The sequence below is a fragment of the Microbispora sp. NPDC046933 genome, from assembly GCF_040644635.1.
Lineage (GTDB): Bacteria > Actinomycetota > Actinomycetes > Streptosporangiales > Streptosporangiaceae > Microbispora.
In genome coordinates, this window is record NZ_JBEYWW010000017.1 from 1 (window position 1) to 21,201 (window position 21,201).

The window sequence follows — 21,201 nt, forward strand, 5'->3', positions numbered from 1 at the left end:
CTTCATCAACGGCAAGCTCCTCGAACGCCCCGACGATCAGCCCTCACCAGCAGCTGCTTAGGAACTCGTGATCCACAGGTCTTGACGATTGCTCCGCGCACCCGGACTTCATCCCCAACGAGGAGATCAGCGCGATCTGCTGGTGGGACGGTATCCAGCCCCTCACAGGCCGCGTCCAACCGCTGGACGCCTATCTGGGGAAACTGTCCAGGGTCAGGCGGCCCCGAACGCGCCGTCCCGGAACGGAGGAATCGGCCTCTGCGCAGACGGAAGCGGCCCGGTGCCAGCGAGGAAACGAGGATTTGCCCCGTGATCAGTGAGACAGCTTCACCGCGATGTGTCTCATCCAATTTGAGGCACCACAGGTCAGGGCACTCTTTTGCCTCGTGATCGATGAGACGGGACAACTGGCCTCGGGCCGCTGGTCGAGGTCAGGTGGATGTAGCACACATCCGCCATGCGGCACAGGGCCCTTTCGATCGCCTGTGTCACCGCACTAGGAAGCTCGGCTGCCGTGATGCCGGTGAATCCGTCGATCCGGACGGGTTCACGGCGTCCCAGGACATGAGCCCACAGCACGCCACTGGTGAAGGGGCCGGTACCCGGTCGGGCCAAGCTGGGCGAGTTCGCCTTCGATATCCACGTCGATTGAGCCGAAGAAGTTGATGTTCTCGCTGTGGACCGGGGAGATATGGGCGAGGACCTCGTCATCGATGCGGCGCCCGGAACGGCGCATCGATTCCACCGCCAGGCCGTAGTACTCGGTCGTCCAGGTGATCACGGCGTTGGTGACCAGAGTGAGGCACCAGGCCTGCTCGGTCTGCTGCTCCAGGTGGCGGGCCCGGACCGTGCCTTCGTGGGCATAGAGCAGGTCCCGCTTCAGCGCGTGCAGAGACTCACCCTTGTTGAGCTGGCGGGAGATCTTGCGGCGGTAGGTGGGATCCGACAAGTAGCGGGCGGCATAGATCGTGCGTCGCGCGGAGCCTGCCCCGGTCGGCGAGGGCGGCGATGGCGCGCATACCGGCCTGGTCGTGCTCGACGATCAGGGTGACGGCGCGGACCTGTGCCTTCTGCGCCGCGGCGCGGGTGTCCTCGGCGCGCCGGCATCAGGCAGACCAGGACGCCGCCGGGGCACAGCACGTTCACCGAACGGGTGGCGGTCTGTCCGCCGAGGGTGTCAAGGACGATGTCGTAGCGCTGTTCGGTGTCGGTGAAGTCCTCAACGCGGTGGTCGACGCAGGAGTCCGCGCCGAGCGCGCGCAGGAACTCGTGCTTCGGGGCGCTCGCCGTCCCGGTGACGTGCGTGTCGCCCCGGGAATGATCAGCTTGTACGCCTGGGTGCCGTCCGCCCTGTAGGTCAGCCGGATGCACGTCAGACCGTCGCGCTGGATCGGCCGCAGGTGGACGCGGGGTCGCCGGTCTGCGGTGCCCCGATGAGCTCCTCCAGTGGCATGCCGTGGGCCCCGGCCAGTGGGAGGAGGAGTTCAAGGTTCGGTCGCCGCCCGCCGCTCTCCAGGCGCGACAGGGTGCTCTCCGAAATGCCGGTTTCTGTGGGCAGGTCGGCCAGGGTCAGGCCGCGGCGGCGGGGCAACCGCCGAAGCCTCGAACCCAGGGCCGTCAGCGCGGCGTCGAGATCGTCGTCTACAGTGGCCATCCTTGCTGACTCGGCAACGAGGAACGCAAGCGCCGGACGCGGCCCCAATGTCCAGCCATGGTCTCAACCGTCCACGTAACGGCAGGCGACGACAAGCTTACGAGCATAAGGATCCGCCGCTATGTCACGGCGTCACCTCCTGTCCTGCTGGGCGCATGAGAGCGCGAGGCTAGGGGTCGGATGCCCGGGCGGTCAGAAGGCGTCGACGTACACGTACACCCGGTCGAAGCGGAGAGCGGCCAGGTCGGCGCGGCGAACCACCCAATGGAAGAGGCCCGCCTCCAGCTCCTCGCAGTCGTCTTCACCGCGCCAGGTGGCCAGCAGCGTCCACTCGTCGCCGTCCGCGACGGGCAGCGGCACTTCGTCCCGGGCCACCTCGACCGGGTCCCAGTTGAAGAGAACCGGCTCACCGCCAAGCTGGAAGCGCCAGTGAGGGCGCCAGCCGACCACATGCGACCAGGCGGACTCCAACTCGGCGGCCCGCTGCGACTCCTCGTCGTCGTCCTCCTCGCGCCACGGCCACGACCACTGATGGAAGCAGAAGTTCAGCCGCGCCCGGCGGTAGGTGTCCGGACCGCCGTCCGGGTCGACCGGTCGCTCTGCTGACGGCGTCCCTGCCGGTACATAGCGCACGGCGTCGGCGACCACCGCCCCACTGCCCGGATCGGGATCGGCGAAGAACAGCAGCCGGCCCTCGGCAGGAAGCGGCAGATCCGTCGCCCCGGGCGGCAGGGCCGCGCAGTCGACGGCCGCGACGAACGCCGCCGCCGGCGCGGGGGCGCCCTCCGGCAGCGGCGGGTTCCCGCCGGTCAGCGCCACGACCGGGCCGGAGCCGTCCTCTGCGAGGTAGACCGCCGGGCGGGCGGTGCGTATGTACGCCTCCACCTCCGCGGCCGGAATCCCCCGTGCGGCGGCCTCCGCGCGAAAGCGAGCGGCCCTCGCCGCCGGGGTGTCGTCAACGGTTTCCGTGTCAGTCATGAGACGACCCTATGGCCGTTATTCGGTTCATATGGGCCCCGCCGAACCGGCCACACTGCACCGCCTGGTCGACGACGGCGTCTCGGTCACCGAGGCCGCCCGAACCCTCGAAGGTCAACGCCCCCACTCGGGGGTGGCACTCCGCTCAGACCGGGCCCGCGGAGACCAGCCGGGCCGGGCCCCACGTGGCAGGCACGAACGGCACCCGCTCAGTCCCGGCGGTAGCGGCTGCGGCCAGTGCATCGCGCTCTCCGTCATCACGGCGGCCCGCCCCTGTCCCCTTGCCGGGAAAGGCTGGACGTCAGCGGGGAGCGTAGGACGGCACCTCGAAACCACATGGTCTTGCCGCTAGTGGGGAGTCCACGAACCTTGGCCGGGTCGGTCACTGCGCCGGAAGAGACCACTCGCAAAGCCCGCTTCGCCGGGCCTTCGCCGCGGTCCTCGCTCTCTTCCGCTCCGCTCCCTCGATTCCGCTGAACTTCGGTGGACAGAGCACTAGCGAACACCTGTCGCCCGTGGGCCCCGGTCAGGTCGAGGGCGGGCCGGGTTTTAACTTGACCCAATACTAAATTGAATATAAGTATGACTCCATGGAAAGTGGGGCCAGGCGTCCGTACCGCATGAGTTCCCGTGCCGCAGCCATGGAGGCCACGCGTACGCGCGTGCTGGAGGCGGCGGCCGCGCTGTGGATGCGGCGCTGGTATGACGACGTCACGCTGCAGCACGTCGCCGATGAGGCGGGTGTGTCGGTGCAGACGATCGTCAACCACTTCGGCGGCAAGGATGGGCTGGCCGACGCCGTCGCCGACTGGGTGGCGTCGCGGGCGGCGGTCACCCGCCAGGCGCCGACCGGTGACGTAGCGGCGATCGTGGCCGTGCTCTTCGCGGACTACGAGCGGAACGGCGACGCCAACGTGCTCTGGACCGCGCAGATGGACCGTGTCCCGGCGATCGCCCGGGCGGCCGCTCACGCGCGCGGCCAGCATCGGGAGTGGCTGGAACAGGTCTTCGCCGACCGCCTCCCGGCCCCGGGTCCCGCCCGCGAGCACGCTCTGAACCTGCACTACGCCGCCACCGACGTCTACCTGTGGAAGCTGTGGCGGCGCGACCTCGGCCTGTCGCGTGAGGACGCCGAACGTGCCATGCGCGACCTGCTGACCTCGATCGACCCCAGAAAGAGACACGATGCGTAACAACTTCCTGTTCGCCACCTGGTCGGGCGGCGGGGCCGTGCCGCCCGTCCTGTCGATCGCCCGCGCGCTGCGCGAACGCGGCCACGGCGTGCGGGTGCTGGCCGACAGGTCGCTGCACGAGGAGGTCGCCGCCTGCGGCGTGGAAGCGATCGCCTGGACCACGGCGCCCCAGGGCGATGCCGCCGATCCGGCCAAGGACGTCATCAAGGACTTCGAGGCCCGCACGCCGCTGGGCGCGTTCGCACGGCTGAGAGATCGCATCGTCTGCGGTCCCGCGGCCGACTACGCCCGGGACACGCTGGCCGAGTTGCGTGCCCGCCCGGCCGACGTGCTGGTCACCGAGCACATGCTGCTCGGCGCGGCGACCGGCGCGGAGGCCGCGGGGATCCCCGTGGCCTCGCTGGTGACGACCCTTTATCCGTTCCCCACTCCGGGGGCGCCCCCACCCGGTCCGGGCCTCGCCCCCGCCTCGGGCATGCTGGGGCGCCTGCGCGATCGGGTGCTGACACGGCTGATCCTCGCACCGTGGGGGAAGGGACTGCCGGCGCTGAACGCCGCCCGCGCCGCGCACGGCCTGTCGCCGGTGGACTCGGTGATCGACGCGTTCGATCGCGTCGACCGGCTGCTCGTGCTGTCCCCGCGCGCACTCGACTACCCCGGCAGGCGCTTCCCCGCCCACCTGCGGCATGTCGGCCCACGGCTTGACGACCCGGCCTGGGCCGGGGAGCTGGAGCTGCCGGAAGGAGAAGCACCGCTGGTTCTGGCCAGCCTGAGCTCGTCGTTCATGAACCAGCGCACGCAACTCGAGCGCATCGCCGAAGCCCTCGGCGCGCTGCCGGTGCGCGGACTGCTGACCACCGGCCCGGCCGTGGACCCGGCGACGATCCGCGCGCCCGGCAACGTCCTGGTCACCGCGGCCGCCCCGCACAGCATCGCGCTGCGCCACGCCGCCGTGACGATCACGCACGCCGGTCACGGGACGGCCGTCAAGTCCCTGGCCGCCGGGGTCCCCCTGGTCTGCGTGCCGCTCGGGCGCGACCAGGCCGAGGTCGCACGGCATGTCGAACTCGCCGGCGCCGGGATCACCGTGGGCAAGAACGCCTCATCCCGCACGATCGCCCGGGCGCTCGGCCGTGTCCTGAACGAGCCCTCCTACCAGCGTGAAGCGCGGCGACTGGCGGCCGAGATCGCCGCCGAGACGGCGACCGACCGAGCGGTCGCCGAACTGGAGGCCCTCGCCGGACGAGCGGCCCGCAGGGACGAGGGCGCCTCCGGGCGCGAGACGGCCGAGCCGGGGGTCGAGGAACACCCGAGTCGTATCGCGCGCTAAGCGTTCTACGCCGTCCAGGTCGGGCTGGAGAGGATCGCCCGGCGGCGCGGGGCGTGAGCCGTCTGTGAAAACCGGCCGTCACAGCGAGCAGTTGCTCGCGAAGACGAACGCCGGGTGGTTGTCAGGAGAGCGGCCAGTTGCGTAGGGCGGCGTCGGCCATCCCCTGGAGTTCGTCGCGGCCGACACCGCTCGCGGCTTGCACGGCGATGCCGAATGCCAAGGTGGTGATGTAGCGGGCCAGGAGCCCCGGATCGGTGTCCGGAGGCAGGTCGCCGTCGTCGACGGCTCGCTCGAATCGCGCCCGGACGCAGGAGCAGCCGTTGTTGCGCCAGGCGGCGAGAAGGTCACGGACTCCACGCCCGGAGTCGCTGGCGGTCAGGGCACTCTGAACGGCCAGGCACCCCTGAGGAGCGGCCGGGCGCGTGGTGGTTCGAATGGTGCCGGTCAGGATCGCGGTGGCGACGTCGAGGGCGGTCGGCTCTTCCAGGGCCCGGGTCAGGTATGCGCCCGGGCCTTCGGTGTAGCGCTCCAGGGCCTTGCGGAACAGTTCCTCCTTGTTGCCGAAGGCCGCGTACATGCTGGTGGTGGAGATGCCCATAGCCTCGGTCAGTTTGGCCAGGCTTGCCCCCTCGTAGCCGTGCTCCCAGAAGACCAGCATGGCGCGCTCGAGAGCTTCGTCGGCGTCGAATCCTCGCGGTCGGCCGATGTGGCCGCTCTGTTTGGTCTCCACTCCCGCAGCCTACCGCTTCTGCATCGATCGATGCAGAACGTGCTACGGTCGAGTTCCGTATCGATCGATGCAGAACTCGACGGAGGTTATTCACGTGGGACTACTTGAAGGCAAGACCGCTCTCGTCACCGGCGGCGGCACCGGAATCGGCCTGGCCAGTGCCGTACGGCTGGCGGCCGAGGGCGCACACGTGTTCATCACCGGCCGGCGCAAGACCGAACTCGACGCGGCCGTCGAAGTGATCGGCTCAGCGGCTACCGCGGTGATCGGCGATATCTCGAACCTGGCCGACCTGGACCGGCTCTACGAGACGATCCGCAGCCGGGGACGGGGCCTGGACGTACTGTTCGCCAATGCCTCCGTCGCCGCGTTCGTGACGCTTGAGCAGGTCACCGAGGAGCACTTCGACACCCTCTTCGGGATCAACGTCCGGGGCACGCTGTTCACCGTTCAGAAGGCGCTGCCGCTGCTCAACGACGGTGCCTCGGTAATCTTGAACGGCTCTACCAACGTGGACGTCGGAGACGAGGCGTTCGGCGTGTACGCGGCGACCAAGGCCGCCATCCGGTCGTTCTCCCGGACCTGGGCCAACGAACTCAAGGGACGCGGCATCCGGGTCAACACCATCACGCCCGGCCCGACCGATACCCCTGGTTTGTCGGGGCTCGCTGCCGACCCGGAGCAGGCCGCCGGCCTCAAACAGCAACTGGCTGCGAATGTGCCGCTGGGCCGGCTCGGACGCCCGGAGGAGATCGCCGCCGCCGTGACCTTCCTCGCCTCCGAGCAGAGCAGTTTCATCACCGGTTCGAGCCTGTACGTCGACGGCGGCCTGAACCAGATCTGAGTTCCATGGCCGCACATCCGGCGAGGATGGCGGCGCCTGGCCGGCCGGGCTCGCTCAGGCGGGCGAGCCCGGCCGCCTCGATACGGCAGCCTGGTCCAGGCGATCAACACCCTGATGGCCTCGGGCACCGCATCGGGCGTCACCGCCGATGCCGCCGCCCGGGTCATCGCGAAGGCCGTGACGACCCGTAAGCCGCGCACCCGCTACACCATCGGCCGGGATGCCGCCCTGATCACCCGCCTGACTCGGACGAGGCGGTGCGGCAGCTGCTGCTGGAGCGCGACTACGACTCGATCAACATGGTCCACATCGCGGCCCGGCCGGGCTCGCTCGCAACACCGCTCTACAACGACGCCCGCGGCAAGAGCGCGCCGGTCCTGGCGCTGACCCAGCGGGCGGGCCGACCCGTGGTCGAGCGTGTGGCCGCGAGCGCCGCGCGGTCCGCGGATCCGGCCGCAGAGCGGATGCGGGAGATCGTCCTCGTGTCTCTGGCCCCCTCCCCTAACCGCAGATGATCAGGACACGCTCCCCGCTTCACCGAACCGCAATCAATGCCGGTGCTCTCGCGTCTGGCAGTCAGTCAGGATGGCTGGACTTCGTCGAAGAGGGCGAGGGCTTCGGTGGGGTCCGGGCTCACGAGGCGTTCCAGACCGGCCGCCGTGATCTTCGCCCACCTGCCTGCCCGTGCCCACATCTGTTCCTCGAAGGCGCGGACGGCCTCGTCCAGATCTCCAGGGCCGGGGGCGGCGGCGACGGACTCGGCGAGTTCGGCGCCTTCCAGCATCGCGAGGTTCGCGCCCACCCCCAAGGGGGGCATCAGGTGGGCGGCGTCGCCCAGTAGCGTCACCCCGGGGACGTGGGCCCAGGTGTGGGACACAGGCAGGACGTAGAGGGGGCGGTGGACAAAAGCGGTGCCGTGGCGGAGGAGGTCGAGGACGGGAGCGGCCCAGCCGTCGAACAGAGCCAGCAGGCTTGATCTCACGGCCTCGACGTCGTCCAGGTCCAGATGCCGGTCCAGGTTCGTGTGCCAATCCAGCGGCGCGCGGAACTGGGCGTACACCTTGACGTGGCCGCCGCTGTTGCGCTGGGCGACGAGGGCGCGGTTCACGCCGTACACAGCCATGGAACCGTCGCCGATGAGCCGGGCGAGGTCGGGGTGGCGGGTGTCGACGTCGTCCAGGGAGGTCTCGACCGAGGTGACGCCGGTGTAGTGCGGCGTCGCGGACGAGACTGCCGGGCGGACCCGGGACCAGGCGCCGTCCGCGCCGACCACGAGGTCGAACGTCTCCTGTCGCCCGTCCGCGAAACGGACCAGCACGCCATCGCGGGTTCCCGGCACCACCTCCGTCACGCCCCTCCCCCACTGAACGTCCAGAGGGCCGAGCAGCAGGTCACGGAGTTGCCCGCGGTCGATCTCGGGATTGGCCCCGTCATCCGGACGGGGTTGCCAGTCGCGGAGGACGGTCCCGTCCGTGTCCAGGATGCGCATGGCCTGCCCCTCGGGACGGGACAGCGCCTGGAACTCCGCCAGCAGCCCCGCCTTGCCCAGCGCGAGCTGGCCCAGCTTTTCGTGCAGGTCCAGCGTGCCGCCCGGGGGACGGGCGTCAGGGGCGGGATCGCGTTCGAGGACGGTGACGGGGTGATCGTGGCGATACAGAACGCGGGCGAAGGTAAGGCCGGCGGGGCCGCCCCCAACCACCGCGATACGGTGTCTCATGTCTATACACTGTATTTTCCGGAGACGGTGTATCGCAACAGTACGATGTATCCATGACTGTGTGGGACCGGCCGGAGCCGCCGACTCGCCCCGCGCCGCTCGACCGGGAGCGAATCGTCGCCGCCGCCATCGCACTGGCCGACGAGGGCGGGCTGGAGGCGGTGTCGTTGCGCAAGGTCGCCGCCCGGCTGGACGCCGGCCCGATGCGGCTGTACGGATACATCTCGACCAAGGAGGAGCTGTTCGACCTCATGGTGGACGAGGTCCACGCCGAGATCCTCCCCGAGGAGGAGCCCGGCGACTGGCGGGAGGCGCTGCACGTCCTCGCCCACCGCACCAGGCAGGCCGCTCTCCGTCACGAATGGCTGGCCGACCTGCTCGGCGGCCGCCCGGCCCTGGGCCCGAACGCCCTCGCTGTGACCGAGGCCACGCTGGCCGCTCTCGACGGCGTCGCCGACCTCGACACCGTCATGCGCGCCGTGGAAACTGTCAGCGCCTACTTCACTGGCGCGATCAGGCGCGAGATCGCGCACCTGCGGGCCGAGCGCGCCACGGGCCTGTCCGAGCGCGAGTGGCAGCGCGCCTCCGGCCCGCATGTGATGAGGATGCTGGCCACGGGCCGCTTCCCGGCGCTGGCCAAGGTCGTGCACGACGGCACAGATGTGGATGCTGAGGCGTCCTTCGCGACCGGCCTGGACTGGGTCCTCGACGCCGTGGCCGCCAAACTCGCCCGGCCGCCGGCGTGACGCTCAGGATTTCCAGGTGACATCCGTGGCACCGCATACCCAGAGGGGACTCCGGCTCCGGTAACGCCCCGGCCAGCACGAACTGGGGCGTTACCGGAAGCACCGCCTGCGTCAGGGCTCGAGGTCGGTCACCCCTCTGCCGCTCGACATGTCGAGCGGCACGGAAACCTGGTCATGCGCGATCAACCAGTCGCCGTCGGTCTTGCGGAAACAGAAAGTGCCCCGGACCCACATGCCGCTCGTCGCCGTCCCGTTCTTCAGCGTGCCGCTGAGCCGGCCGAAGCAGTGACCGAATGCCACGTCTTCGCCCACGGTGAGCGTCAGGTCGCGTACCTCGTAGTCCACTTCCTGGAAGAACGCGAACGCGTTCGCCCAGTTCTTCAGTTTCGCGTCTATCCCTACGTGCTGCAGCGGCGGCTCGACGTCGAAGGACACGACGTCCGTCGCGTAGAGCCGCTTGAGGCCTTCGAGATCCTTGGCCCGGATTCCTTTGACAATCTCGCCGATCCGCTGCCTGATCCTGGCTTCGTCTTCCTCGCGTCGCGTAGGCATCGCTACCCATCCCTTCAATGTGGCATCGTGTCTTCTCACCGGTACGACCGAACAGCACCCCGAAATGTCAGGTCGCGGCGACGATGACCGGGGAAGCGGCGCGAGGGCGGCGCTCCAGCAGGTGAGGTGACCTGGCGCCCGTCGTCGGGGCAGTCAGACACTGACGCTGGGACCGGCATCCTCGGCCCGCACCCGATAGACGCTGGCCAGCGATGGGTGGCGGCCCTTTGTTCTTGCCGGTGGGAATGACCAGCTTGGCCGCGATCTCCGGCGCAGATACGCCCCGGGCGTAGGCCGCCATGTCGTCGTCGAACACCTTCGGACGGCCGCCGTGGCGTCCGCACTCGCGCGCCGAGACCTGGCCCTCCAGCGACTTCTCCCGGATGTACTCGCGTTCGGACTCGGCCATCCCGGCGAAGAACGCGAACAGCGCGGCCCCGTGCCCGCTCGGGTCGTACACGCCCTGCAACGGGCCGGTGAGCAACTCCAGCTGGATATCGGCCCGCCGCAACTGTAGCTGTCGTTACACAAAGCTACTTTGGGGCTCATCGCACGAACCCGAGCGGGGGGCCCTCCGGCGAGCTTCGAGCGCATCCAATATCAGGTCCAGGCCGTAGCTGAACTCGCTGGTGTAGTCGTAGCCCGGCCGCAGGGCGTGGTCGCGGATCATCTCGGTGAGGTACGGCAACTCCTCCGCCGGCAGATGCCGGAGGATGCCGCCGGCCACTTCCTCGACATCGTCCGGCGTCGTCATCGGCAGGTTCGCCTCCTGCAAGACGAACCCGGAGACGTAGCTGTCGATGAGCGAGACGGCGTGCGCGGCCATCGGCAGCGTGAACCCCGCCTTCCGGAGGACGCCCAGGACGGCGTCGTGGTGGCGCAGCGTCGCCGGTCCCGGATCGCGACGGGAGTCCATGAGGCCGAGAGCCCAGCTGTGCTGCGACAGGACCACGCGCGCGGAGAAGGCACGCGTGCGGATCGCATCGCGCCAATCGTCGCATTCAGCACCGGGTAGCTCGATCGCCGCGAACACCATGTCGACCACGCCGTCGAGGATCGCGTCTTTGTTCGGCACGTGGTGGTAGAGCGACATCGCCTCCACGCCCAGTTCCTGCGCCACCCGGCGCATCGTGATCGCCTCCACGCCGCCGCGATCCGCGACCCGGATCGCGGCTTCCAGCACGAGGCCTCTGCTGAGCGGTTGTGGTGGTGGCACGACGGCTCCGGGGTGTGGGCGGGTTGACAGCCTTACGATCGTAAGCCAACCTTACATCCGTAAGCAGCCTTACCAGTGTAAGGCTCTCCAGGTTCGCGTCAGCCAGGGCTCAGCCAACACCTGACCTGCGACGCGCCCCGCCGGGGCGAGAGAAGGAGATTCGATGCCGATGCCGAGGTGGTGGGGGCACGTGAACAAGAGGATGTTCAACCCCCGCGCGATAACCGGCGGGAGATGGCCGGTGCTGATTCACATCGGTCGCATTTCTGGCGCTACGTACCGCACGCCGCTCGATGCGCATCCCGTCGACGGCGGTTACCTGTTCGTTCTGGTGTATGGATCGCACTCCGATTGGGTGCAGAACGTCCTGGCGGCCGGAGGCGCGCGGCTCCGGGTCGACGGGAGAGAGGTGGAACTCACCGCCCCACGCCTTGTCGGGAAGGAGGAGGCGTTCCAGGCCCTCCCCGATGAGGTGGCACGCCCACCGAAGCTGCTCCGCATCACCGAGTTCCTCCGCATGGACCTGCTCACAGGCTGACCCTGGCCGCCGCCCCGGCAGTCCCCGTCTTGCGCGTCGGGGAGCCTGAACCTCGCCGATCCGGCGCCGACACACTTCGCCACCACGACAATTACAGGACAAGCATCGTGCATACAAACAGGCGGGTAACCACAATTGCGGGCGCACTGGTCATCGTAGGCATGATCGCCGGCGCGCTGAGCATCGTTCCCGCTCTCGAGGAGCCACGCTATCTCGCTCTCATTTCCGCACACGAGAGCCAGGTCATCGTCGGCGCAGTTGCTCAGTCCATCATGATCCCCGCCTATGTCGGGTTCGCACTGTACCTTTATCCGACACTGAGGGCGGAGAACGAAGCGCTCAGTCAGGGTTTCCTTGGGTTCAGGCTGATCGCAGCGACGTTCCACTTCATAGGCGTGATTATCCTGCCCTTGTTTCTTGTGCTGGGCCATGCATTCACCCAAGCCAGCGCTTCGGACGCATCCCGCTTCGAGGTCTTGGGTGAGCTGCTTCGGACGGCGCGCGACTTGGTCAATCACGTCGCATTGATCATCTCGCTGAGCCTCGGAGATCTCCTGTTGTTCCGCATTCTATGGCGGTCGAGATCTGTCCCTCGATGGCTATCCGGTTGGGGATTCCTGGGAATAGGAGCAGCTATATCGGCGAGCTTCTTGGTGCTGCTTCGCCTAACTGACGTGGTCACGCCGCTCTACCTGGCCATGAATGCGGCACTGGGCCTGCAGAGCTTTGTCTTCGCCATGTGGTTGATGACAAGAGGCTTCGCTACGAATGCATCAACCACGGCACACCAGCACAGCGTCCGGCGCGGCTGACGCGCAGGCCGTCCCGCCCTGTTGCGATTGCCAAGGCATTCCCAACAGGGATGGGCTGGACGCCTTCGCGCATGCGACCGGCGGCTGTCCATCTCCCGGCCGGGTCGGTCACCTGGCCTGCTCGCCAGCCACGCTGCAACCCCTTCGGCCACACCGAGCCGGACATGCGGACCTTGAGCGTCGGCCAGCATGGTTGCACAGGTAGAGACCATCAGCACCGCGGAATGTGAGGCGACGGGCCGGCCTCACAGTTCACCGCGCTGTCTTGTCGAACTGGTAAGGGCAGAACTCGACCCAGGGAGCTTCCGGAACCATGACCAACCACTCGGGACCAGGACACGACCGGTCCGACGCAGGTCTGAGCGCGATCATCAGCGAGCGGCGTCAACTGATCAATCTCGCCTACCGGCTGCTCGGTTCCCTGGCCGAGGCCGAGGATGTCGTCCAGGAGACCTACGCCCGCTGGTATGCCATGTCCCCGCGGGAGCAGGACGCCATCGCGTCCCCCGGCGCGTGGCTGACCAAGGTCGCCGGCCGCATCTGCCTCAACGCGCTCTCCTCGGCGCGGGCCCGGCGGGAGACCTACGTGGGCGAATGGATCCCCGAGCCGCTGCCCGACCCGGCGGAGTGGACCGCCGGGCGGTCGGACGGCATCGGCGCCGACCCGGCCGACCGGGTCACTCTGGACGAGTCGGTCAGCATGGCCTTCCTCGTCGTGCTCGAGGCGATGACCCCGGCCGAGCGCGTCGCGTTCGTCCTGCACGACGTCTTCCGCTACTCCTTCACCGAAGTGGCCGAGATCGTTGGCCGTACCCCGGCGGCCTGCCGCCAGCTGGCCTCCTCGGCGCGCCGCCGCATCCGCGACTCACAGGCCGCCGCGACGCCGGTATCCCGGCAGGCCGGCATCGTCAGGGACTTCAAGCAGGCATGGGAGGCCCAGGACATCAACGCCCTCATCGGGCTCCTCGACCCCGGCGCCACGGGAATCGCCGACGGCGGCGGCCTGGTCAGCGCACTGCTCCGCCCGATCGAGGGCGGTGAGCAGATCGCGCGTTACTTCGTCGGCCTTGCCGCCAGAGCGCCCGGCCTGACCATCCTGGAGCGTACGGTCAACGGCCAGCCCGGCCTGATCGCCCAGCAGGACGGCGTCACCGTGTCGGTGTACGCGTTCGAGGTCGCGGGCGACCGGATCAAGCGCATCTGGGCCGTACGCAACCCCGACAAGCTCCACCCGTGGACAGGCTGACGCGCACTGCCCAACCGGGGGGCCGAGCTTCAGCGTGTCTCCCTGGGTTCGCCGGTGATCCAGTTCCAGCTGGTGATCGTGGTGCGCATCAGGCGGGCGGCGGTCGACAGGTGACTGCCGGCACCCCAGTGCAGGGTCACCCTGCGACGGCAGTCGGGGCTGTCGACGGCGATCCAGGTGAGGGGGACACGCATGACGCTGCGGCGGGCGAAGGCGGGGACGAGGCCGATGCCGAGTCCCGCGCTGATCAGCTCCGCGATGGCGGCGGACTCGTCGCTTTCGCAGACGATCTTCGGGGTGAGGCCTCGTGCGGCGAAGAGCCGGTCGAGCAGCCGGCGTAGCCAGTGTCCCTTTCCGGCGGTGATGAAGGGCTGGTCGGCGAGTTCGTCGATGCTCACGGACGTACGGCCCGCGAGCGGGTGATCGAGCGGCATGCCCACCCCCACCGCCTCGTCGAGCAGCTGCACCGACTCCAGGCCTTCGGTGTGGATCGGCTGCGAGGCGACACACAGGTCGACCTCCTGGGCCCGCAGGCGGCGGGCCATGTCCTCGGCCGGCGACCAGTGGAGCTCGATCTCGACGGAGGGATGGGCTCGCTTGTAGGCCGCCAGCGGGCCGGTGAGGGTGAGGAAGGTTTCCGACGCCAGTCGCACGGTGCCCAGGCCCTCGCTGGTGGCCTCGGCGACGGCGCGTCGTCCGGCCTCGAGCTCCCCGAGGGAGCGTTCGACGTGATCGCGGAAGAGCTTGCCCGCGTCGTTGAGCCGAAGCCGGCCGCTCCGGTCGAACAGCGGCGTGCCCAGCTCGCTCTCCAACCGGGCGATGCTGCGGCTCAGCGACGGCTGGGCGATGCGAAGCTCGTCGGCTGCCCGGCTGAGGTGCTCCAGCCGGGCCACCACCAGGAACTGCTTGAGCGTGCCGAGGTCCATCATGACTCCCAGAGCATAACCACATAGCAATATTGATCTTAGACAAGATAACTCGCCAGCTATAGCTTCGGGGTCGTTCGCGAATCGAGAACGGAGTGAGGAGGGATCCACATGCTCACCGTGGCCGCGCCCCGGACGACTCCCACGGGATGGACGCTGCGGGCCGTCGTGAGCGCGCACGCCGTGGCGATCGCCGGCCAGCCGGTGTTCGCCGGGGTGTATCTGACCGGCGACTACGCCGGTTTGAGCTTGCATACGGCCGGCGCCAACGCCGTCACCTCCATCGGATACCTGCAGGCGATCGCCGCGATCGCGGTCTGGGTCCGGCTGCGCCAGGTCTGGCCGTTCCTCGCCACGACGGCGGTGGTGGCGGCCGAGACGGTGCAGTACTTCGCCGGGTTGGACGGCGCGCTGTGGCTGCACCTCCCCTTGGGGGTGATGACCGTCGTCGCGGTCGTGCTGCAGTTCGTCGACGTGTGGCGGCGGCCTCTCCTGCGTGAGGGGGCCGGGAATGCGTAGCAGCCGTGGCATGACCAGGCGGCGGGTGCTGGGCATCGGCGGGGCGCTCGGGCTGATGGCCGCCACCGGGCTGACGAGCGCGGCCGCGCTGGCCCGCCGGCCGCCTGCCACCGGCGCCCAGCTGCGCAGCGCCGTACCGCTGCCGCCTCCGTTCCAGGTGCCGCTGCCGATTCCCGCCGTGCTGAAGCCGGTCGGCACCTCCGGCGGCGCCGACCGTTACGAGATCACCCAGCGCGAAGCGAGCGTGGAGATCCTGCCCGGTGTGAACACGCCGATGTGGACCTACGACGGGACCTTCCCCGGGCCGACGATCGAGTCGCGCCGCGGCCGGCCGGTCACCGTGTCACACCGCAACGAGCTGCCCGTCCCGACGGTCGTCCACCTGCACGGCGGCCGGACCCCGGCGGCCTCCGACGGTTACCCGACCGACCTCGTCCTGCCCGAAGGCAGGCAGGAGCACTCCATGCACGTGGGGCACGGTTCCGGGCACGGCATGCACGACCCGCGGGCCGTGGTGACCGAGCTGACGCGGGACTACACCTTCCCGCTGGACCAGCGGCCGACGCTGTTGTGGTACCACGACCACCGGATGGACTTCACCGCCCCCGCGATCTGGCGCGGCCTGGCCGGGCTGCACGTCGTGCGGGACGACGCCGAGGACGCGCTCGGCCTGCCGGCCGGACCGCGCGAGCTGCCCCTCATGATCGCCGACCGCGCGTTCGCCGCCGACGGCGGCCTCGACTACCCCGCCCTCGACCCCGCCCTGCGCGTACGGCCCGGCGTCCGCGAGCCGTACCTCGCCGGGGTCCTCGGCGACGTGATCCTGGTCAACGGCGCGCCGTGGCCGGTGCACGAGGTCGACGCGGCCCGCTACCGGCTGCGCGTCCTCAACGCCTCCAACGCCCGCCACTACGAACTCGAAGCGGTCACCGACGACGGGCGCCGTCTCGATCTCGTCCAGATCGGCGCCGACCAGGGGCTGCTCGCCGCGCCGGTCACCCACCGGCTGCTGCCGATCGCCCCGGCCGAACGTTACGACCTGGTCGTCGACTTCGCGAGTGTCCCGATCGGCGGCCTCGTCAGGGTGGTCAACCGGCTCGGCTCCGGCCGTACCCGCGACGTGATGGCCTTCCGCGTCGCGCGTAAGGCCGCCGACGACAGCCGTATCCCGCGCACCCTGTCCACCGACCTGCCGGCCTGGCGCCGGTCGGACGCCGTCAGGGTGCGCGAGTTCGCCTTCCGCGCCGGGCGGATGCACGCCGGCCACGGCTGGCTCATCGGCGGCCTGCCGTTCGACCCCGCCCGCACCGACGTCACCACCCGGCTGGGCGACGTCGAGGTCTGGCGGCTCGTCGCCGACGTCCACCATCCCGTCCACCTGCACCTGGTCGGCTTCCGGGTGCTCTCGCGCAGCGGCAGGCCGCCACTGGCCCACGACGCGGGAGTCAAGGACACCGTCTCGCTCCGGCCGGGCGAGTCCGTGGAGATCATCACCCGTTTCGACGGCTATCGCGGCCGCTACCTCTTCCACTGCCACAACGCCGAACACGAGGACATGGGCATGATGGCCAACCTCGAGATCGTCTAGTACTCCAGCGGCGTCCCACTTGGCCCGGTTCAGCAGGTGCCGCAGGCGGGTTCGACCCGCGTGAACCGGCCCGCGGTCCGGCCCGTCAGAGCCTCGAACGCCTCCTGCCAGCGGGCAGAGTCCGCGCTGTGACCTGCGGTCACCGCGTGATCGTTTGTCTTGGTTCACTACCGGAGGAGTTCGCAGAAGCGGTCCAGGGCGCGGTCGGTGCGGTGGCGGTCGCCGGTGGTCGTCAGATCGAACAGAAGGCCCCGGATGACGGCCATGACCAACGTGGGAGTGACGGTGTCGTCAGGGGTGGTGGCGATGTCGCGGAACGTGGCGCCGAGGGTGTTGAACCAATTCGTGATCGCCTCGGCTCGGTCCGGGTAGTTCTCGGGGTGAGCCAGGCCGTCGGCGTGCACCTCGAAGATCAGCCGGACGTACGGGGCACGCTCGGGCGCGCTGATCCAGGCCCAGATGCCGCGCAGGCGTTCCTCCGGAGAGGCCGCCTCCGGTGGGAGGTTCTCAGCCAACCGTGTCGCACCGCGGCGGCGGGCCTCGGCAAGGACGGCAGTTACCAACTCCTGCTTACTGCCGAAGTCGTAGAGCAGCATCCGCGGGCTGGTACCGAGAGCCGCGGCCAGCGGCCGCAAACTCAACCCGGCCAGGCCGTGCGCCAGTACGTAATCGGTCGCCCGCGCCAGCGTGGCCTCCCGTCGGGCGGGATCTGGGGGTCGCCCCACGGTGGATCACCCTCTCGCCAGCGCCGATCTCAGCCTACGTCAGTATATGGTACGACTGTTTCAACAATGGGAGGAGACAGTCATGCACTCACTCGACCGGGCACTCGTACTGGGCGCCGGAGGTCTCGTCGGCATGGCCTGGATGGCTGGGCTTGCCTGCGGACTGCGCCGCGCCGGGGTCGATCTCGGCGAGGCCGATATGATCGTCGGCACCTCGGCCGGTGCGATCACCGCCGCACTGCTGGCCACCGGCCAGGACCCCGACCGGCTCGCCACCCCGGTGCGCCCTGCCGACTCCGGCAGCGGTCCTCCCCAGGTGGACGGGCGCCGGCTGGGCGAGGCGTTCGCGGTGCTCGCCAGTGCCGCCTCGAACCCGGACGAAGCGCGGCGCCGAGTGGGCCAGATCGCGCTCGCCGCCGAGACCGGCCCCGAGCAGGCACATGTCGCCAGGATGCGCGCCATGGCCGGCGTGGACCAATGGCCGGACCGGCAGCTGCTCATCACCGCGCTGGACGCCGAGACCGGCGAGCAGGAGGTCTTCGACCGGGCCAGTGGCGCACCGCTGCCCTCCGCCGTGGCGGCGAGCACCGCCTTCCCGGGCATCTACCCACCGATCACCATCAACGGCCGCCGTTACATGGACGGCTCCCTGCGCTCAGCGACCAACGCCGGACTCGCGGCCGGAGCCCGCACGCTCGTCGTGATCGACCCGCAGGCGCACCTGTTTCCCCGCGAGTTGCTCCACCAGGAGCTGGCGGTCGCCGGGGCGCACACAGTGGTGACCATCGAGCCCGATCCGGAATCCATACGCGTGTTCGGCTCGGACCTGAATGACCGGACGGCCTGGGAACCGGCCTACCAGGCGGGTCTTCGCCAAGCCACCGATGCCGAAGAGCAGCTCCGTCTCGCGTGGAAGACCGGATCAGACACGGACTGAGCGCCGCCCGATCTCCGGGGTGGTGCGCCGAGGGCCGGGGCCAACGAGACGCAGGCAGCGATGCCTGCCGGCCGCACCGGGTACGTGATCGTGTACCTGGCTGAGCGGATGACCTCGTGCCCGAACCGTAGTCGGCGCCGGCCCTACTGGCAGCTGATTCGCGACCAGCCACCAACCGTCAGAAGGCCGTCCGGCCGTCAAGATCACTATCTACCGCTAAGGAGCATCGCGTTCAGGCGGTGCGTACGGGTTGGCGCAGGATGGTGCGCAGGGCCGCGGGGTCGGTCTCCTGGACGCCACTCAGGTAGACCTCGTGGTGGAGGCCGGCCGGGACGAGGCCGTGGGCCCGCATGAAGTCGTCCATGAGCGCGAGCGATTTCGGCTCCTCGTCGAAGGAGCCGTGGTGGGTCATCTGGACGCACCACCCGTCGGTGAAGGTGACGAGCTGGACGGCGTCGATGCCGAGGGCGGGCCGGGCGGCCTCGCGGGCCCGTTCGGCGAGGGCGGGGTCGAGATCGGCGGGCAGGCGGAGGAACAGGTGCCAGTGCCAGTCGTCCCTGGGGACGTCGAGGGGGTGGCGGGTGGTGTCCTCGACCCACCAGCGGCCTTCCAGCACGGGCATGGGCAGTCCTCCGGCGAGGCCGGTGAGGGGCCCCGCGACGGCGTACAGGGCGGTGATCGCGGCGATGTGCGCGGGCCCGCCGGGCGCGCCCCGTCCGGTGACGCCGAGTCCCGTGACGGGACCGAAGTCGGCGAGTTCAGGGGTGTCGGCGGCGGAATACCAGTCGGGACGCCGGTTCATTCTTCGTCCTCCAGTCGGATCATCAGGTGGGTGACCAGCCGCTCGGGCGGGGTGGTCGCGGGGTCGGAGACGTAGGCCTCGCGGAGGGGGCCGGTGGGGGCGTGCCCGCGTTCGGCGCACCAGGCGAGCAGGGCGTGGGCGGTGAGCGAGATCTGGTCGTAGGGGCCGACGTGGGCGGCGGTGGCGAACATGCCGCCGGGCAGGATGCCGGGGTCGGCACCGGGCACCCGCGGCAGGCCGGTGCCGGTAAGCGCGACGGCGACGGGAATGGACTCGCCGTAGTCGAGCGGGAACAGCCCGATCAGGGCGGGTGCGGCGGGTGCGGCGGCCAGCAGGCGCGCGACGCAGGCGGAGGTGGCGCGGCCGATGTCCTCAGGGGTGGCGGCCAGGTCCCGGACGATGATCGCGGGGCGCGGGGGTTCGGTGACGAGGGTGACCTCGGCGCCGGGCAGGCCGGTGGCGAGGATACGTTCGAGGCTCTTGAGGGTGCGCCTGCGGCGGGCGAGCTCGGCCTCCAGGTCGTCCTTGACCCGGGCGAGCGCGGCGGCCGCCGAGTCCTCTCCCCCGGTTTCCCCCGTTTCCCGGGCGCCGGACAGGACGGCCGCGACGACGGGCAGGGGGACGTCGAGGGAGCGCAGCAGGCCGATGACGAGCGCGTCGCGGGCCTGGGCCGTCCGGTAGTAGCGGTAACCGCTGGCGGGGTCGATCCAGGCGGGTTCGAGCAGGCCGAGCGTGGCGTAGTGGCGCAGTTGCTTGACGCTGAGCCGGGCGAGGCGGGCGAACTGCCCGATCGACAGGAGGTCGTCGTTCACGTGCCCAGAATGGACCCTCCCCCAGTGGGAGAGTCCATTCGCCTACGATCCCCTGTGGCGGTGACCGCGCGGCCCCCGGCGGCCGGGGGCTCACAGACCGATGTCGGCCTGGGGCCCGGCGTAGGTCTTCACGAGGGAGGGGACGTTCGCCGCGGGGTCGAGCGTGTAGGAGTAGAACGAGCTCGGGGTGAACGCCGAGCCGCCGCTCTCCTGCCGCCCGGTGCAGCCGACGCAGATGCTGCCGCTCTGCTTCAGCTGGGCCGCGTCGTCCTTGTAGTAGGGGTCCTTGACGTTGTCGAAGTAGCTGTTCTCCAGCACCATCCTGGTCGCGCCCCGCGCGTAGTCGCCGTACGCCGCGATGTTCTGCAGGTAGTTGTTGTAGAGGTGGGCGTAGGCGACGTTGTCGGTGCTGGGATTGCGCTGGTTGTTGTCGTGGATCCAGTTGTGGTGGATCGTCATGCGGGCGGTCACGTTGTCGGTCCACCCGATGCCGAAGGCCTTGTTGTTGTCCGACAACACGTTCCAGGACACCGTCAGGTAGGTGGTGTCCTCGCGGCTGTCGATGAGGCCGTCGTTCATCCGGGTGATCGTGTTGTGGTCGATCCAGACGTGGTGCGCGGTGTCCATCTGGATGCCGTCGTAGTCGAATTCCTTGTCGTCGGGGTCGTCCTCGGCCATCCGGGTGTCGCGGATGGTGAGGTTGCGAATGATCACGTTGTGCGCCCCGGAGCCGAGGAAGAAGCCGCCGTTGATGATGTGGCCCCGGGTGCCGACGCCGATGATGGTCTTGTTCGAGGCGACCTTGATCTCCGTGCCGTACGGGGTGACGGTGATCGCGCCGTTCACCTTGATGACGTACGGCTCGCTCGCGGTTGCGTACTTCACCAGGTCGGCGTAGGTGGTGACGGTGACCGTCGCGCCGGCCGCGCCGCCGGTGGTGGTGCTGTCACCCATGCCGCTGGTCCCGGCGAACCCGTCGGCCTTGTCGGACCAGGTGCGTCCGCCGCCGGAGACGGGGGTGAACAGCCATTGCTTGTTGGTGTTGGCGGTGCAGGTCTCCTGGATGACGGCGGCGCCGGAGGAGGTGGAGGCGCCCTTGTCGCTCAGGCACAGGCCGCTGGCGACGCTGACGATCTGGTAGGTGCCGGAGCCGGAGGCGACCAGGCGCCACTGCTGGTTGGTCTTGGTGCCGTCGCCGCAGCCCCACTGCTGGATCTGCACCCCCGAGGCGGTGGACCCGCTGGGTACGTCGAGGCAGCGGCCGCTGTTGACGTTGACCAGGGTGTAGATCCCCGATCCGGTGGGCTTGAGGGTGAACTGCTGCCAGGCGGCGGTG

General features: G+C 69.6%; 24 protein-coding genes and 1 pseudogene. 11 read left to right on the forward strand and 14 right to left on the reverse strand.

Features of this window, described 5'->3' with window-relative positions:
• Nucleotides 1–547 precede the first annotated feature (547 nt).
• The 4 genes and pseudogenes from ABZ857_RS22605 to ABZ857_RS22620 all read right to left on the reverse strand — a co-directional run.
• Nucleotides 548–973: pseudogene (locus ABZ857_RS22605) on the reverse strand (Tn3 family transposase); the annotation flags it as partial.
• On the reverse strand, nt 880–1,371 hold the full coding sequence (locus ABZ857_RS22610) for a zinc-binding dehydrogenase (protein ID WP_357045892.1): 492 nt from the start codon (nt 1,369–1,371) through the stop codon (nt 880–882). The pseudogene ABZ857_RS22605 and the gene ABZ857_RS22610, both read right to left, overlap by 94 nt.
• 1 nt (nt 1,372) lies before the next feature.
• Nucleotides 1,373–1,654 (reverse strand): helix-turn-helix transcriptional regulator, encoded by a 282-nt coding sequence (locus tag ABZ857_RS22615; RefSeq protein ID WP_357045894.1) that lies wholly within the window; start codon nt 1,652–1,654, stop codon nt 1,373–1,375.
• A 192-nt stretch (nt 1,655–1,846) separates the two neighbouring features.
• Nucleotides 1,847–2,632, reverse strand: a complete 786-nt coding sequence (locus tag ABZ857_RS22620) for a DUF1963 domain-containing protein (RefSeq protein ID WP_357045896.1) — start codon at nt 2,630–2,632, stop codon at nt 1,847–1,849.
• A 620-nt stretch (nt 2,633–3,252) separates the two neighbouring features.
• Between ABZ857_RS22620 and ABZ857_RS22625 the strand changes: the two genes are divergently transcribed.
• Both ABZ857_RS22625 and ABZ857_RS22630 read left to right on the forward strand, forming a co-directional pair.
• A complete protein-coding gene (locus ABZ857_RS22625; RefSeq protein ID WP_357045899.1) occupies nt 3,253–3,825 on the forward strand; it encodes a TetR/AcrR family transcriptional regulator in 573 nt (190 codons plus the stop codon).
• Nucleotides 3,818–5,155 (forward strand): glycosyltransferase, encoded by a 1,338-nt coding sequence (locus ABZ857_RS22630; RefSeq protein WP_357045901.1) that lies wholly within the window; start codon nt 3,818–3,820, stop codon nt 5,153–5,155. The genes ABZ857_RS22625 and ABZ857_RS22630 overlap by 8 nt, the downstream gene beginning before the upstream one ends.
• Before the next feature lie 121 nt (nt 5,156–5,276).
• On the opposite strand, the gene ABZ857_RS22635 is transcribed toward ABZ857_RS22630, so the two are convergent.
• Nucleotides 5,277–5,885 carry a TetR/AcrR family transcriptional regulator gene (locus ABZ857_RS22635; protein ID WP_357045903.1) on the reverse strand — a complete coding sequence of 203 codons (609 nt, stop codon included), beginning with the start codon at nt 5,883–5,885 and terminating at the stop codon, nt 5,277–5,279.
• Nucleotides 5,886–5,979: 94 nt separating this feature from the next.
• On the opposite strand from ABZ857_RS22635, the gene ABZ857_RS22640 reads away from it, so the two are divergent.
• Together ABZ857_RS22640 and ABZ857_RS22645 are read left to right on the forward strand one after the other, a co-directional pair.
• Nucleotides 5,980–6,729 carry an SDR family oxidoreductase gene (locus ABZ857_RS22640; protein WP_357046231.1) on the forward strand — a complete coding sequence of 250 codons (750 nt, stop codon included), beginning with the start codon at nt 5,980–5,982 and terminating at the stop codon, nt 6,727–6,729.
• A 257-nt stretch (nt 6,730–6,986) separates the two neighbouring features.
• On the forward strand, nt 6,987–7,244 hold the full coding sequence (locus ABZ857_RS22645; RefSeq protein ID WP_357045905.1) for a hypothetical protein: 258 nt from the start codon (nt 6,987–6,989) through the stop codon (nt 7,242–7,244).
• Between the two features lie 65 nt (nt 7,245–7,309).
• Here ABZ857_RS22645 and ABZ857_RS22650 read toward each other — a convergent pair whose 3' ends face one another.
• Nucleotides 7,310–8,446, reverse strand: coding sequence for an NAD(P)/FAD-dependent oxidoreductase (locus tag ABZ857_RS22650; protein WP_357045907.1), 1,137 nt, complete (start codon nt 8,444–8,446; stop codon nt 7,310–7,312).
• Nucleotides 8,447–8,499: 53 nt separating this feature from the next.
• Between ABZ857_RS22650 and ABZ857_RS22655 the strand changes: the two genes are divergently transcribed.
• Nucleotides 8,500–9,192: a TetR/AcrR family transcriptional regulator gene (locus tag ABZ857_RS22655; protein WP_357045909.1), complete on the forward strand. Its 693-nt coding sequence runs from the start codon at nt 8,500–8,502 to the stop codon at nt 9,190–9,192.
• Nucleotides 9,193–9,303: 111 nt separating this feature from the next.
• Here ABZ857_RS22655 and ABZ857_RS22660 read toward each other — a convergent pair whose 3' ends face one another.
• The 3 genes from ABZ857_RS22660 to ABZ857_RS22670 form a co-directional block, all read right to left on the reverse strand.
• Entirely contained in the window at nt 9,304–9,744 is a 441-nt protein-coding gene (locus ABZ857_RS22660) for a nuclear transport factor 2 family protein (RefSeq protein WP_357045911.1), read from the reverse strand.
• A 67-nt stretch (nt 9,745–9,811) separates the two neighbouring features.
• Entirely contained in the window at nt 9,812–10,255 is a 444-nt protein-coding gene (locus ABZ857_RS22665; protein ID WP_357045913.1) for a hypothetical protein, read from the reverse strand.
• 12 nt (nt 10,256–10,267) lie between these two features.
• On the reverse strand, nt 10,268–10,927 hold the full coding sequence (locus ABZ857_RS22670) for a TetR/AcrR family transcriptional regulator (RefSeq protein ID WP_357045915.1): 660 nt from the start codon (nt 10,925–10,927) through the stop codon (nt 10,268–10,270).
• A gap of 196 nt (nt 10,928–11,123) precedes the next feature.
• On the opposite strand from ABZ857_RS22670, the gene ABZ857_RS22675 reads away from it, so the two are divergent.
• The 3 genes from ABZ857_RS22675 to sigJ all read left to right on the forward strand — a co-directional run bounded on the left by ABZ857_RS22675 (nt 11,124) and on the right by sigJ (nt 13,556).
• Nucleotides 11,124–11,498: a nitroreductase family deazaflavin-dependent oxidoreductase gene (locus tag ABZ857_RS22675; RefSeq protein ID WP_357045918.1), complete on the forward strand. Its 375-nt coding sequence runs from the start codon at nt 11,124–11,126 to the stop codon at nt 11,496–11,498.
• Nucleotides 11,499–11,605: 107 nt separating this feature from the next.
• Entirely contained in the window at nt 11,606–12,310 is a 705-nt protein-coding gene (locus ABZ857_RS22680; protein ID WP_357045920.1) for a DUF4386 domain-containing protein, read from the forward strand.
• Nucleotides 12,311–12,623: 313 nt separating this feature from the next.
• On the forward strand, nt 12,624–13,556 hold the full coding sequence (gene sigJ / locus ABZ857_RS22685; RefSeq protein WP_357045922.1) for an RNA polymerase sigma factor SigJ: 933 nt from the start codon (nt 12,624–12,626) through the stop codon (nt 13,554–13,556).
• Nucleotides 13,557–13,585: 29 nt separating this feature from the next.
• On the opposite strand, the gene ABZ857_RS22690 is transcribed toward sigJ, so the two are convergent.
• The gene (locus ABZ857_RS22690) at nt 13,586–14,485 is read right to left on the reverse strand and encodes a LysR family transcriptional regulator (RefSeq protein WP_357045924.1); all 900 of its coding nucleotides are present in this window, start codon (nt 14,483–14,485) and stop codon (nt 13,586–13,588) included.
• A gap of 108 nt (nt 14,486–14,593) precedes the next feature.
• On the opposite strand from ABZ857_RS22690, the gene ABZ857_RS22695 reads away from it, so the two are divergent.
• Complete coding sequence (locus ABZ857_RS22695; protein WP_357045926.1) at nt 14,594–15,001, forward strand: hypothetical protein; 408 nt, start codon at nt 14,594–14,596, stop codon at nt 14,999–15,001.
• Nucleotides 14,994–16,589 (forward strand): multicopper oxidase domain-containing protein, encoded by a 1,596-nt coding sequence (locus ABZ857_RS22700; RefSeq protein ID WP_357045928.1) that lies wholly within the window; start codon nt 14,994–14,996, stop codon nt 16,587–16,589. Before ABZ857_RS22695 ends, ABZ857_RS22700 begins: the two co-directional genes overlap by 8 nt.
• Before the next feature lie 167 nt (nt 16,590–16,756).
• Here ABZ857_RS22700 and ABZ857_RS22705 read toward each other — a convergent pair whose 3' ends face one another.
• Nucleotides 16,757–17,314 carry a TetR family transcriptional regulator gene (locus ABZ857_RS22705; protein WP_357045930.1) on the reverse strand — a complete coding sequence of 186 codons (558 nt, stop codon included), beginning with the start codon at nt 17,312–17,314 and terminating at the stop codon, nt 16,757–16,759.
• 82 nt (nt 17,315–17,396) lie between these two features.
• Here ABZ857_RS22705 and ABZ857_RS22710 point away from each other — a divergent pair, with 82 nt between their 5' ends.
• On the forward strand, nt 17,397–18,251 hold the full coding sequence (locus ABZ857_RS22710; protein ID WP_357045932.1) for a patatin-like phospholipase family protein: 855 nt from the start codon (nt 17,397–17,399) through the stop codon (nt 18,249–18,251).
• 232 nt (nt 18,252–18,483) lie between these two features.
• Here ABZ857_RS22710 and ABZ857_RS22715 read toward each other — a convergent pair whose 3' ends face one another.
• From ABZ857_RS22715 to ABZ857_RS22725, 3 genes are all read right to left on the reverse strand, one after another.
• Complete coding sequence (locus ABZ857_RS22715) at nt 18,484–19,053, reverse strand: hypothetical protein (protein ID WP_357045934.1); 570 nt, start codon at nt 19,051–19,053, stop codon at nt 18,484–18,486.
• Entirely contained in the window at nt 19,050–19,865 is an 816-nt protein-coding gene (locus ABZ857_RS22720; protein WP_357045936.1) for a MerR family transcriptional regulator, read from the reverse strand. The genes ABZ857_RS22715 and ABZ857_RS22720 overlap by 4 nt, the downstream gene beginning before the upstream one ends.
• A 90-nt stretch (nt 19,866–19,955) precedes the next feature.
• Nucleotides 19,956–21,201 (reverse strand): RICIN domain-containing protein (locus ABZ857_RS22725; protein WP_357045938.1); only part of this gene is annotated, 1,246 nt, incomplete at its 5' end.